At 53.0% G+C, this 12,468-nt stretch carries 12 protein-coding genes and 1 other annotated feature; of the genes, 10 read left to right on the forward strand and 2 right to left on the reverse strand.

Features of this window, described 5'->3' with window-relative positions:
* Positions 1 to 54: 54 nt before the first annotated feature.
* From yjjY to KXR87_RS04715, 7 genes are all read left to right on the forward strand, one after another.
* Positions 55 to 195 carry a protein YjjY gene (gene yjjY / locus KXR87_RS04685; protein ID WP_121497538.1) on the forward strand — a complete coding sequence of 47 codons (141 nt, stop codon included), beginning with the start codon at positions 55 to 57 and terminating at the stop codon, positions 193 to 195.
* A gap of 398 nt (positions 196 to 593) precedes the next feature.
* The gene (locus KXR87_RS04690) at positions 594 to 1,280 is read left to right on the forward strand and encodes a tRNA/rRNA methyltransferase (RefSeq protein ID WP_437431094.1); all 687 of its coding nucleotides are present in this window, start codon (positions 594 to 596) and stop codon (positions 1,278 to 1,280) included.
* A gap of 211 nt (positions 1,281 to 1,491) precedes the next feature.
* Positions 1,492 to 1,563: a thr operon leader peptide gene (gene thrL / locus KXR87_RS04695; RefSeq protein ID WP_072042696.1), complete on the forward strand. Its 72-nt coding sequence runs from the start codon at positions 1,492 to 1,494 to the stop codon at positions 1,561 to 1,563.
* Positions 1,499 to 1,619: a sequence feature (Thr leader region), on the forward strand. It overlaps the preceding gene by 65 nt.
* A gap of 23 nt (positions 1,620 to 1,642) precedes the next feature.
* A complete protein-coding gene (thrA, locus tag KXR87_RS04700; protein WP_437431095.1) occupies positions 1,643 to 4,105 on the forward strand; it encodes a bifunctional aspartate kinase/homoserine dehydrogenase I in 2,463 nt (820 codons plus the stop codon).
* A gap of 1 nt (position 4,106) precedes the next feature.
* Positions 4,107 to 5,036 carry a homoserine kinase gene (thrB, locus tag KXR87_RS04705; RefSeq protein WP_437431096.1) on the forward strand — a complete coding sequence of 310 codons (930 nt, stop codon included), beginning with the start codon at positions 4,107 to 4,109 and terminating at the stop codon, positions 5,034 to 5,036.
* A 3-nt stretch (positions 5,037 to 5,039) separates the two neighbouring features.
* Positions 5,040 to 6,326, forward strand: a complete 1,287-nt coding sequence (thrC, locus tag KXR87_RS04710) for a threonine synthase (RefSeq protein ID WP_437431097.1) — start codon at positions 5,040 to 5,042, stop codon at positions 6,324 to 6,326.
* Positions 6,327 to 6,550: 224 nt separating this feature from the next.
* Positions 6,551 to 6,835 carry a DUF2502 domain-containing protein gene (locus KXR87_RS04715; RefSeq protein ID WP_437431098.1) on the forward strand — a complete coding sequence of 95 codons (285 nt, stop codon included), beginning with the start codon at positions 6,551 to 6,553 and terminating at the stop codon, positions 6,833 to 6,835.
* 41 nt (positions 6,836 to 6,876) lie between these two features.
* Here KXR87_RS04715 and yaaA read toward each other — a convergent pair whose 3' ends face one another.
* Both yaaA and KXR87_RS04725 read right to left on the reverse strand, forming a co-directional pair.
* Positions 6,877 to 7,650: a peroxide stress protein YaaA gene (gene yaaA / locus KXR87_RS04720; protein ID WP_437431099.1), complete on the reverse strand. Its 774-nt coding sequence runs from the start codon at positions 7,648 to 7,650 to the stop codon at positions 6,877 to 6,879.
* Between the two features lie 57 nt (positions 7,651 to 7,707).
* Complete coding sequence (locus KXR87_RS04725; protein ID WP_437431100.1) at positions 7,708 to 9,159, reverse strand: alanine/glycine:cation symporter family protein; 1,452 nt, start codon at positions 9,157 to 9,159, stop codon at positions 7,708 to 7,710.
* Positions 9,160 to 9,358: 199 nt separating this feature from the next.
* Here KXR87_RS04725 and tal point away from each other — a divergent pair, with 199 nt between their 5' ends.
* From tal to KXR87_RS04740, 3 genes are all read left to right on the forward strand, one after another.
* Entirely contained in the window at positions 9,359 to 10,312 is a 954-nt protein-coding gene (tal, locus tag KXR87_RS04730) for a transaldolase (RefSeq protein WP_437431101.1), read from the forward strand.
* Between the two features lie 101 nt (positions 10,313 to 10,413).
* The gene (gene mog / locus KXR87_RS04735; protein WP_437431102.1) at positions 10,414 to 11,001 is read left to right on the forward strand and encodes a molybdopterin adenylyltransferase; all 588 of its coding nucleotides are present in this window, start codon (positions 10,414 to 10,416) and stop codon (positions 10,999 to 11,001) included.
* A 125-nt stretch (positions 11,002 to 11,126) separates the two neighbouring features.
* A complete protein-coding gene (locus KXR87_RS04740; RefSeq protein WP_437431103.1) occupies positions 11,127 to 12,434 on the forward strand; it encodes an MFS transporter in 1,308 nt (435 codons plus the stop codon).
* Positions 12,435 to 12,468 lie beyond the last annotated feature (34 nt).

The raw sequence follows: 12,468 nt of genomic DNA on the forward strand, positions 1-12,468 counted from the left end.
CAAAAGTCCCTGACCTGCCTGATGCATGTCGAAAATTAACATGATCGGCTAAACATGACTAAAGTACGTAATTGCGTTCTTGATGCACTTTCCATCAACGTCAACAACATCATTAGCTTGGTCGTGGGTACTTTCCCTCTGGACCCGACAGCGTCAAAAACGGCTGTCATCCTAACCATTTTAACAGCAACATAACAGGCTAAGACTCAAGGGACACCCAATAAAACTACGCTTCGTTGACATATATCAAGTTCAATTGTAGCACGTTAACACTTTGGTGAAATCTCTGTATCTTAATGTTAGCGTTTTTCACAATATTTCAATAAACCAACGAGTTGCGAATATTAATTCATAAATATGGTGAATCCAACAGCAGATTCCCATTACTTATCAAAATGCCATGAATAAACATAGGGATAAGCCTGTTATATTAACATTCTGAGCAGTAGTTTCACCCTTCAACAGTTTAGCTTCTTTTAACCGTTGGCAGGGTGAAATACAGTAATTTCTGTTACATAATTGTAAATTCTCACCGCGAAATATGTCCGTGGTGACGATATTTTCTCCATTAAACGATCAAGAAGAGAACGAAAATGCACCTGGCTGTTGTACTCGTTTCCCCCGCCAGAGCGGAAAATATTGGCGCTGCGGCTCGCGCCATGAAAACCATGGGTTTTACGGATCTGCGCATTGTGGATAGCATGGCTCATCTCGAAGATGGGGCGCGTCGTGTGGCGCACGGTGCCGGTGATGTGCTTGATAATATTAAAACTTATGCTTCTCTCGCCCAGGCGCTCGCCGACGTCCAGTTCACCATTGCCACAACAGCTCGTAGCCGGGCAAAGTTTCATTACTACGCCACGCCTGAGGAACTGGTTCCCTTGCTACAGGAAAAAAGTGAGTGGTTAAAAACCGGCGCACTCGTATTTGGCCGGGAAGATTCTGGCCTGACCAACGAGGAGCTGGCACTGGCTGATATTTTGACGGGCGTTCCTATGGTGGCGGACTATCCCTCACTCAATCTGGGACAGGCGGTGATGGTCTATTGCTATCAATTAGCGTCATTAATGCAAAAAATGGCTGACGCGGCGACTGACTACGATGAGAATCCGTTGCGTGCTTTACGGCTGCGTGCTCACGCCTTGCTCGAAAAACTCAACGTCGCTGATGACATAAAAATGGCTGACTGGCTCGATCAGCGCATTGGTGTTTTAGGGCAGCGGGACACCGCAATGTTACATCGATTGCTGCATGACATCGAAAAAAAACTCGCCGAGTAATGTCTGGATATTAATATAAATAAAAGATGAAAATATTGATTGGTTGCCGCTTTCACGGTCTTTGATGAATGTTTAGTCGCTGGCGGGCAGTGGAGATGAAAACCTGCCAGCAGGGGCAAAAACTAAAAATGCATTGACTTAAGAGGGCAGATACTTTAACCAATATAGGCACAGCGACAGACAGATAAAAATAACAGAGCACACAACAGCCATGAAACGCATCAGCATCGTCACCACCATTATTACCACCACCACAATTACCACAGGTAATGGTGCGGGCTGACGCGTACAGGAAAAACAGAAAAAAGCCCGCACCTGAACAGTGCGGGCTTTTTTTTCGACCAGAGATCAAGGGGTATAACATGCGAGTGTTGAAGTTTGGCGGTACATCAGTGGCAAATGCGGAACGGTTTCTGCGTGTTGCCGACATCCTGGAAAGTAATGCCAGGCAGGGGCAGGTGGCGACAGTGTTATCTGCCCCGGCGAAAATCACCAATCACCTGGTCGCCATGATTGAAAAGACCATTGGTGGTCAGGATGCCGTACCGAATATCAGTGATGCAGAACGGATTTTTGCTGAGCTTCTTGCAGGACTCGCAGACGCCCAACCCGGTTTCCCCCTCGCTTCGCTTAAAAGTGTCGTTGAACAAGAATTTGCACAAATTAAACATGTTCTGCATGGGATTAGCCTGCTGGGTCAGTGCCCGGACAGCGTTAATGCAGCACTGATCTGCCGTGGAGAAAAACTCTCGATTGCTATCATGGCAGGCGTGCTGGAAGCACGGGGCCACCATGTCTCTGTGATTGATCCGGTCGAAAAACTGCTCGCTGTTGGTCACTACCTTGAATCTACCGTGGATATTGCTGAATCCACCCGTCGAATTGCTGCAAGCCGTATCCCCACCGATCATATGATTCTGATGGCCGGTTTCACCGCCGGTAATGAGAAAGGCGAGCTGGTGGTGCTGGGGCGTAATGGCTCTGACTACTCCGCTGCGGTACTGGCGGCCTGTTTACGTGCGGACTGTTGTGAAATCTGGACTGATGTGGATGGCGTCTATACCTGTGACCCGCGCCAGGTCCCGGATGCGCGACTGCTGAAATCCATGTCCTATCAGGAAGCCATGGAGCTTTCCTACTTCGGCGCAAAAGTGCTGCATCCGCGCACAATCACCCCTATTGCCCAGTTCCAGATCCCCTGTCTGATTAAAAATACCGGTAATCCGCAAGCACCGGGCACCCTGATTGGGGCCACCTCTAATGAAGATGGTCTGCCGGTTAAGGGCATCTCTAACCTGAATAACATGGCGATGTTTAACGTTTCAGGCCCCGGCATGAAAGGTATGGTCGGCATGGCGGCCCGCGTGTTTGCGACCATGTCCCGCGCAGGAATTTCCGTCGTGCTGATTACTCAGTCTTCCTCTGAATACAGCATCAGCTTCTGCGTACCGCAATCAGACTGCGCGCGCGCGCAACGCGCGTTGAGCGATGAGTTTTATCTGGAGCTGAAAGAAGGATTACTGGAGCCGCTCGCCATCATGGAGCGTCTTGCCGTTATTTCGGTTGTAGGTGACGGGATGCGCACGCTGCGCGGTATCTCCGCAAAATTCTTCGCCGCGCTTGCCCGTGCGAATATTAATATCGTTGCCATTGCCCAGGGCTCTTCCGAACGTTCCATCTCGGTCGTCGTGAGCAACGACGATGCGACAACGGGCGTGCGCGTCACGCATCAGATGTTGTTCAATACTGACCAGGTTATCGAAGTCTTTGTCATCGGCGTAGGCGGTGTCGGCGGAGCGCTGCTGGAACAGCTTAAGCGCCAGCAAACCTGGCTGAAGAACAAGCATATTGATCTGCGCGTCTGTGGTGTGGCGAATTCCAAAGCCTTGCTCACCAATGTGCATGGTCTGAACCTGGAGAACTGGCAGGCTGAACTGGCTCAGGCAAAAGAGCCGTTCAATTTAGGCCGCCTGATTCGTCTTGTGAAAGAGTACCATCTGCTCAACCCGGTCATTGTCGATTGTACGTCTAATCAGAGTGTTGCCGATCAGTATGCTGATTTCCTGCGTGAAGGTTTCCATGTGGTTACGCCAAACAAAAAGGCCAATACCTCGTCAATGGATTACTACCACCAGTTGCGCCATGCGGCGGCGAAATCGCGTCGTAAGTTCCTTTATGACACCAATGTCGGCGCGGGCTTGCCGGTTATTGAAAACCTGCAAAACCTGCTCAATGCGGGCGATGAACTGCAACGCTTCTCCGGCGTCCTGTCGGGCTCTCTCTCTTTTATTTTTGGCAAGTTGGACGAGGGGATGAGCCTGTCGGACGCGACCAAAGCGGCGCGAGACATCGGCTTTACTGAGCCGGACCCGCGCGATGATCTCTCGGGTATGGACGTCGCTCGTAAGCTGCTGATTCTGGCACGCGAAACCGGACGCGAGCTCGAACTGTCCGACGTTGTGATTGAACCTGTCTTACCTGAGACATTCGATGCCAGCGGCGGGGTGACGGAGTTCATGGATCGCCTGGCGCAACTGGATGATGCATTTGCCGCTCGCGTGGCAAAAGCGCGTGATGAAGGTAAAGTATTGCGCTACGTGGGAAATATCGAAGAGGACGGCGTCTGCCGGGTAAAAATTGCCGAAGTAGATGGCAACGATCCGCTTTATAAAGTGAAAAATGGCGAAAACGCCCTCGCGTTCTACAGCCACTATTATCAGCCGATACCGCTGGTACTGCGTGGATATGGTGCGGGTAATGACGTAACGGCAGCGGGGGTGTTTGCTGATCTGTTGCGTACTCTTTCCTGGAAGTTGGGAGTTTAAGATGGTGAAAGTATATGCTCCGGCCTCCAGTGCCAACATGAGCGTAGGTTTTGATGTACTGGGTGCGGCAGTGACACCTGTCGATGGGACGCTGCTGGGCGATAATGTCTCGGTTGAAGCGGCTGACAGTTTTCGCCTCCAGAATCTGGGGCGCTTTGCCAGCAAGCTGCCCACCAACCCGAAAGAGAATATTGTTTATCAGTGCTGGGAGCGCTTCTGCCAGGAGATCGGTAAAACGGTTCCGGTTTCGATGACGCTCGAAAAAAATATGCCGATTGGTTCCGGCCTCGGCTCCAGCGCCTGTTCGGTGGTCGCGGCATTGGTCGCCATGAACGAATACTGCGGTAAGCCTTTGAACGACAGTAAAATGCTGGCGATCATGGGCGAGCTGGAAGGGCGTATCTCCGGCAGTATTCACTACGATAATGTCGCCCCTTGCTTCCTCGGCGGCATGCAACTGATGATCGAGGAAAACGGCATAATCAGCCAGCAGGTGCCATGCTTTGATGAGTGGCTCTGGGTGCTGGCTTATCCGGGAATCAAAGTATCGACGGCAGAAGCCCGCGCTATCCTGCCTGCGCAGTATCGTCGCCAGGACTGCATTGCTCACGGTCGGCACCTGGCGGGCTTTATTCATGCCTGCTATTCGCGTCAGCCCGCACTTGCTGCGACGTTAATGAAAGATGTTATTGCAGAGCCGTATCGCACTAAACTGCTGCCGGGCTTTGGTGAAGCGCGCCAGGCGGTGGCAGAGATTGGCGCCATCTCCTGTGGGATTTCTGGTTCGGGACCCACACTCTTTGCGTTGTGTGATAAAACCGAAACCGCGCAGCGTGTGGCTGACTGGCTGAGCAAACACTATTTGCAAAATCAGGAAGGCTTTGTTCATATTTGCCGTCTGGATACGACGGGCGCACGAGTAGTGGGATAACCAATGAAACTCTATAACTTAAAAGATCACAACGAACAGGTCAGCTTCGCACAGGCCATCACGCAGGGCCTTGGCAAAAATCAGGGGCTCTTTTTTCCTCACGATCTGCCGGAATTTAGCCTGACAGAGATCGACGAAATGCTGGGGCAGGATTTCGTTACGCGCAGCGCAAAGATCCTCGGTGCGTTTATCGGTGATGAACTGCCACCAGAGGTTCTGGAAGCGCGCGTCCGCGACGCATTTGCTTTCCCGGCCCCGGTGAAGGCGGTTGAAAGCGATATTGGCTGCCTGGAGCTGTTCCACGGTCCGACGCTGGCCTTTAAAGACTTCGGCGGGCGCTTTATGGCGCAGATGCTGACCTCCATCAGCGGGGATAAGCCAGTAACCATTCTGACCGCCACGTCAGGTGATACCGGTGCCGCGGTCGCTCATGCGTTTTACGGTCTGAAAAACGTGCGTGTCGTTATCCTCTACCCGAACGGTAAGATCAGCCCGTTGCAGGAGAAACTGTTCTGCACGCTGGGTGGCAACATCGAAACCGTTGCCATCGACGCAGATTTTGATGCCTGCCAGGCGCTGGTGAAGCAGGCATTTGATGATGAAGAGCTGAAAGTCGCGCTGGGTCTGAACTCCGCTAACTCCATTAACATCAGCCGCCTGCTGGCGCAGATTTGTTACTACTTTGAAGCCGTAGCGCAACTGCCGCAGGAAGCCCGCAATCAACTGGTCGTCTCTGTGCCGAGCGGCAACTTCGGCGACCTGACTGCCGGCCTGCTGGCGAAGTCACTGGGTCTGCCAGTCAAACGCTTTATCGCGGCCACCAATGCCAACGACACGGTGCCGCGCTTCCTGCAGGAGGGCGAATGGAAGCCAAAAGCGACGCAGGCCACTCTCTCTAATGCGATGGACGTCAGCCAGCCGAATAACTGGCCGCGTGTTGAGGAGCTGTTCCGCCGTAAAATCTGGCGTCTGAACGAGTTAGGCTATGCCGCGGTGGATGACGAAACCACCAAAGAGACCATGCGTGAGCTGAAAGGCAAAGGCTATTTGTCCGAGCCTCATGCGGCTATCGCTTACCGTGCGCTGCGCGATCAGCTGCATCCTGGCGAATATGGTCTGTTCCTCGGTACGGCCCATCCGGCGAAATTTAAAGAGAGCGTGGAAGAGATTCTGGGCGAACCGCTGGCGTTGCCAAAAGAGCTGGCCGAGCGTGCAGAACTTGAGTTGCTTTCCCACCACCTGCCTGCTGATTTTGCCCAATTACGTAAGCTGATGATGAGCAAAGCCTAAGCAGTAGACGAGCTTTCTAAAGGCCGGGTGTGCATCATGGCAACCCGGTTTTTTTTCGCGCAAATACGGAGGAAATGCGGAGGCATTGCGCAGGAAAAATGTAGAAATTCTCAATAAATGCGGGCACTTAAAGATTAGGATTGCAGAGAATAACAACCGGTCATCACTTTGCTTAAGCTCCTTTCATCGGCCCATAACGGGCAAAATGAACCCAGGAGTAACCCATGTTGAAACCTGTTTTCTTAGCGATTTCGTTAGTGATGGTGGCTCCGCTGGCGACACAGGCTGCAGAAATTACCCTCGTGCCGGCAGTAAAACTGCAAATTGGCGACAGTGATAATCATGGCAACCGTTGGGATGGCGGGCGCTGGCGTGACCATGACTGGTGGAACCGTCACTATGAGATGCGTGATAACCACTGGCGGTCGCATCATGAAGCGGTTCGTGACCATCATGACGATCGCCATGATGACCGACATGACGACCGCGGTCCGGGCTGGAAGCGTTAATGCTACTGATTCCCCTCTCCGGGCGGAGAGGGGAAACGTCGTTACTGCTCGTGACGTTTAAAAACCAGTTCACCTTTTCCTGACTGCTCCTCGTCAAAGAAATAGCCTTCACTGTTAAATCCGGTTAACTGCTCAGGCTTCGTCAGCCGTTTTTCAATAATGTAACGGCTCATCAGTCCACGCGCTTTCTTGGCATAGAAGCTGATGACTTTGAACTTGCCGTTTTTCTCATCGAGGAAGACCGGTTTGATGATACGCGCCTTCAGGCTTTTAGGTTTTACCGATCTGAAGTACTCATCTGAAGCCAGGTTGACCACCACCTCATCGCCCTGCGCTTTAATGGCTTCGTTGAGTTTCTCGGTGATGGTGTCGCCCCAGAACTGGTAGAGATCTTTGCCTTTCGCATTTTCCAGGCGAATGCCCATCTCCAGGCGATACGGCTGCATCAGATCCAGCGGTCGCAAGACGCCATAGAGTCCAGAAAGCATGCGCAGATGCTGCTGGGCAAAATCAAAATCGGCCTCTGAGAAGGTTTCCGCCTGCAGGCCGGTATAGACATCGCCTTTGAAGGCCAGAATAGCCTGGCGGGCATTCTGTGGCGTAAAGTCCGGCTGCCAGTCGTGGAAACGCGTGGCGTTCAGGTCGGCAAGTTTATCGCTGATTCCCATTAAGGTTTTGATTTGCGGCGCGGTCAATTGGCGAGCAACATCAATGAGCTGCTGAGAATGGTCCAGCAGCTCAGGCTGAGTGAAGCGTGTCGTGGCCAGCTCGCTCTGATAATCCAGCGTTTTGGCGGGTGAAATGAGAATCAGCATATTCAGTCCTTGCAGGGAATTTTTTGCTGATTTTAACAAAAAAGCGAACCGGGTTGATCAATAGTTGTGATTGTCAGTTGTCCGTTTTGTCTCACTGTCCCATGCTCCTGGCGCGAGCTGGCGATGGATCTCGGGATAGCGGCTGGCATCAAAAACGGGCGTTATCCCCAGCTTGCGCTGGCGTAGATAGTCACCCGCAATGACGTTGACGACGGGGGAGAGCAGCAGGATAGCGGTCAGATTGGCGATCGCCATAAATGCCATGACCACATCGGCCAGGTGCCAGAGTAATGGCATACGCAACAGAGAGCCGATGACGACCATTAGCAGTATTCCTGCGCGTAACAGCCAAATGTTTCTCTTGCTGTTTAGCCGCAGGAAGATGAGGTTGTTTTCGGCATAAACATAATTTGCCGTGATGGAGGTCAGGGAGAAGAGGAAGACAAGACCTGCCACGAAACTGGCTCCCCAATTGCCCGTGAGCGTTACCATCGCGTCCTGCACCATTTGCGTCCCACTAAAGGTGCCCTCCGCGGGGGAGACGTTCGCCAGCAGAAGAACAACCGCACTGGCAGTGCAGACCATAAACGTATCGATGACCACGCCAATCATCTGTACAAAACCCTGGGCAGCCGGGTGGGGAGGGGAAGAGGAGGCCATTGCCGCTGCGTTGGGGGTGGAGCCCATACCCGCTTCGTTGGAGAACATGCTGCGCTGAAAACCGCTGGTCAGCGCCTGGCTGAGGGTATACCCCATCGTACCGGCAGCAGCTTCCTGCCAGCCAAAAGCCCCCCGAAAAATGGCCTCAAAAACCCCAGGAAGTTCGACAGCATGGCTTATGCTGATAACGATACTTACGGCAACCCAGCCTAACGCCATCAGCGGCACTACCCACTGCACCACGCTTGCAATGATGCGCAGCCCACGCGTCATCAACAGCAATAGAAGCGCGGCAAGTATTATGCCGGGGATAAGGTGGTGGATACCCCAGGCGTAGTGTACGGCACGTGCCACGGAGTTGGCCTGAATGGTATTGAAAATGAGTCCATAGGCAAACAGCAAAAAGAGTGAGAACAGCACTCCCATCCAGCGCATGCCCAACCCGCGGGCCATATACCACGCCGGACCACCGCGAAACTGTTGGTTTGCATCTCGTTCTTTGTAGAGTTGTGCCAGCGTGCATTCAGCGAAACAGGTCGCCATGCCGATGAAGGCCGAAACCCACATCCAGAAAATCGCACCAGGGCCGCCGGCGGTAATGGCAAACGCCACGCCGGCGAGGTTTCCGCTACCTACGCGGGCAGCAAGACTGAGAAAGAGGGCCTGATATGCGCTTAGTCCCCCAGGCTGCGCGCTACGGCGACGTTTGAGGTTGCGATAGAAGTCGCCAGGTAGCCGGAAAGGGACGAATTTGCTGCGAAAGGCAAACCAGATACCCGCCGCAAGCAGTAAATAGAGCATCAGTGAGTCCCACAGTACTTCACTGATAAAGGAAAAGAATTCAGGCATTAACGTCCCTCTTGTTTATGCCATGACACGGAAAAATAAGCAGCGCCACGAGCTGTCGCAGACTACTTCGCAGGCAATTAATAAATCGAGTTTATCATAGTTACGCAACTTCACTGCGCGGTTGCGCTGCCAGTGCGTCGTGTTATCATCAGGGCAGACCGGTTACATCCCCCTAACAAGTTCAAAGAGAAACACTATCATGACGGATAAATTGACTTCTCTGCGTCAATACACGACAGTCGTGGCTGACACCGGAGATATCGCAGCAATGAAGCTGTATCAGCCGCAGGACGCTACCACCAACCCTTCTCTGATTCTTGGCGCTGCCCAAATCCCTGAATACCGTAAACTGATTGATGACGCCATCACCTGGGCTAAAAGCCAGAGCAGCGATCGCGCGCAGCAGATTATCGACGCTTCAGACAAACTGGCAGTGAATATCGGTCTGGAAATCCTCAAGCTGATCCCGGGTCGTATCTCGACCGAAGTGGACGCGCGTCTCTCCTACGACACTGAAGCCTCTATCGCCAAGGCCAAACATCTGATCAAACTGTACAACGATGCGGGCATCAGCAACGATCGTATCCTGATCAAACTGGCCTCTACCTGGCAGGGCATCCGTGCGGCAGAACAGCTGGAAAAAGAGGGCATCAACTGTAACCTGACCCTGCTGTTCTCCTTCGCGCAGGCGCGTGCATGTGCCGAAGCCGGCGTTTATCTGATCTCTCCGTTCGTTGGCCGTATTCTTGACTGGTACAAAGCGAACACGGATAAGAAAGAGTACGCACCGGCTGAAGATCCGGGCGTGGTGTCCGTGACTGAAATTTATCAGTACTATAAACAGCACGGTTATGAAACCGTGGTGATGGGCGCAAGCTTCCGTAACCTGGGTGAGATTCTGGAACTGGCAGGCTGCGACCGTCTGACTATCGCTCCGGCACTGCTCAAAGAGCTGGCGGAAAGCGAAGGCGCTATCGAGCGCAAACTGGCTTATACGGGCGAAGTGAAAGCGCGTCCTGAACGCATCACCGAAGCGCAGTTCTTCTGGCAGCATAACCAGGATCCAATGGCAGTGGATAAACTGGCGGACGGTATCCGTAAGTTTGCTGTTGACCAGGAAAAACTGGAAAAAATGATCGGCGACCTGCTGTAATCATTCTGCGTGGCCGGTCTTCGGCCACGTTTCCCCTCTGTCTGCTTCTCCGCTTCACGTGTATCATTTCCGTAAGTCAGACTTTTTTATACGGAATGAATATGGACACCTTACGCATTGGTTTAGTTTCTGTCTCGGATCGCGCTTCCAGCGGTATCTATCAGGACAAAGGCATCCCGGCGCTTGAGGAGTGGCTCGCAGCCACTCTCATTACCCCTTTTTCTATCGAAACGCGTCTGATCCCGGACGAACAAAACATCATCGAGCAGACACTCTGCGAGCTGGTGGATGAGATGAGCTGCCATCTTGTATTGACCACTGGCGGCACCGGTCCTGCACGCCGCGACGTTACGCCTGATGCCACACTGGCAGTAGCGGATCGTGAAATGCCAGGCTTTGGCGAACAGATGCGCCAGATAAGCCTCAATTTTGTGCCGACAGCCATTCTCTCCCGTCAGGTGGGCGTGATCCGCAAACAGGCGCTGATTCTGAATTTGCCGGGCCAGCCTAAATCCATCAAAGAGACGCTGGAAGGGCTGAAGGATGCAGAAGGTAACGTAAAAGTGCCGGGCATTTTTGCAAGTGTACCGTATTGTGTACAGTTGCTTGAAGGCCCTTATGTCGAAACCAATCCCGCCCGGGTAGCGTCTTTTCGTCCAAAAAGTGCCAGGCGCGAGACAATCTCCTGATGTTGCGCGTTTTTTGATTTAATCGGTTCGTGTAGTGGCGTGTTAAATTATTTACGGTATAGTAACTTTTAATTTACAGCTATCGTAAATATTACCTTAACCCGCCTCTTTACCTATGGTCCGTTATGTCAAAACACACACGCCCTTTGAATAAACAGGATTACAAAACTCTCACGCTTGCCGCATTAGGCGGCGCGCTGGAGTTTTACGATTTTATTATCTTCGTTTTCTTTGCTGCCGTGGTGGGAGAGCTGTTCTTCCCGGCGGACATCCCGGAATGGCTACGTCAGGTACAGACCTTCGGCATTTTTGCCGCAGGCTATCTGGCGCGTCCACTGGGCGGGATTGTGATGGCGCATTTCGGCGATCTGGTGGGGCGTAAGAAGATGTTCACCCTCAGCATCCTGCTAATGGCCGTCCCTACACTGGCGATTGGTTTACTGCCGACTTATGCCTCGGTCGGGCTGATTGCCCCTCTGCTTCTGCTGCTTATGCGTGTACTCCAGGGGGCCGCAATTGGTGGTGAAGTACCGGGAGCATGGGTTTTTGTCGCGGAGCATGTGCCGGAACGTCGTATCGGCATCGCGTGCGGCACCCTGACCGCAGGACTCACCGTTGGGATCCTGCTGGGCTCCGTTGTGGCAACCCTTATCAACACCAGCCTGAGCCAGCAGGCGATCCATGATGGCGGCTGGCGTATCCCCTTCCTGCTCGGCGGCGCATTTGGTCTGGTGGCCATGTATCTTCGTCGTTGGTTACAGGAAACGCCTGTCTTCCTCGAAATGCAACAGCGTAAAGCGCTGGCACAAGAGCTACCGGTTAAAGCCGTCGTGCGAAAGCATAAAAAAGCGGTGGTGGTTTCTATGCTGCTGACATGGCTGCTCTCGGCCTGCATCGTGGTAGTGATTCTGATGTCGCCTGTCTGGCTACAAAAACAGTATGGGCTGGCCCCTGCACTGACGCTACAGGCCAACAGCATAGCCACCATTATGCTTTGCGTTGGCTGCCTGATTGCGGGTCTGGTGGTGGATAAGTTTGGGCCGAGCAAAACCTTTGTTATCGGCGGCCTCCTGCTGGCCGTTTCGAGCTGGCTGTTCTATCACCAGGTGGGCAGTCATCCTGAACAGCTGTTCGTGCTCTATGGTCTGGTTGGACTCTGCGTAGGTGTTGTCGGTGCCGTGCCCTACGTGATGGTTCGTGCCTTTCCTGCTGAAGTACGTTTTACCGGGATTTCATTCTCTTACAACGTCTCGTATGCCATTTTTGGTGGGCTGACGCCAATTGCCGTTACCATGTTAATGGGGGTCAGCCCAATGGCACCCGCCTGGTATGTGCTGGCGCTGGCACTGACGGGGATAGGGCTTGGTATCTGGCTGCGCCAGGACTGGATGGCGGCGAAAAGCGCGGCACTGACAGAACAACCTCAGCCCTGAGACATCGGTGCGCCGTCGGATGACGGCGCCAGCG

Source organism: Yokenella regensburgei, assembly GCF_051486985.1.
Lineage (GTDB): Bacteria > Pseudomonadota > Gammaproteobacteria > Enterobacterales > Enterobacteriaceae > CBFFRJ01.

Coding starts and splice junctions, on each gene's coding strand:
- yjjY (WP_121497538.1), top strand. CDS start 55: ATGACTAAAGTACGTAATTGCGTTCTTGATGCACTTTCCATCAACGTC.
- KXR87_RS04690 (WP_437431094.1), top strand. CDS start 594: ATGCACCTGGCTGTTGTACTCGTTTCCCCCGCCAGAGCGGAAAATATT.
- thrA (WP_437431095.1), top strand. CDS start 1,643: ATGCGAGTGTTGAAGTTTGGCGGTACATCAGTGGCAAATGCGGAACGG.
- thrB (WP_437431096.1), top strand. CDS start 4,107: ATGGTGAAAGTATATGCTCCGGCCTCCAGTGCCAACATGAGCGTAGGT.
- thrC (WP_437431097.1), top strand. CDS start 5,040: ATGAAACTCTATAACTTAAAAGATCACAACGAACAGGTCAGCTTCGCA.
- KXR87_RS04715 (WP_437431098.1), top strand. CDS start 6,551: ATGTTGAAACCTGTTTTCTTAGCGATTTCGTTAGTGATGGTGGCTCCG.
- yaaA (WP_437431099.1), bottom strand. CDS start 7,650: ATGCTGATTCTCATTTCACCCGCCAAAACGCTGGATTATCAGAGCGAG.
- KXR87_RS04725 (WP_437431100.1), bottom strand. CDS start 9,159: ATGCCTGAATTCTTTTCCTTTATCAGTGAAGTACTGTGGGACTCACTG.
- tal (WP_437431101.1), top strand. CDS start 9,359: ATGACGGATAAATTGACTTCTCTGCGTCAATACACGACAGTCGTGGCT.
- mog (WP_437431102.1), top strand. CDS start 10,414: ATGGACACCTTACGCATTGGTTTAGTTTCTGTCTCGGATCGCGCTTCC.
- KXR87_RS04740 (WP_437431103.1), top strand. CDS start 11,127: ATGTCAAAACACACACGCCCTTTGAATAAACAGGATTACAAAACTCTC.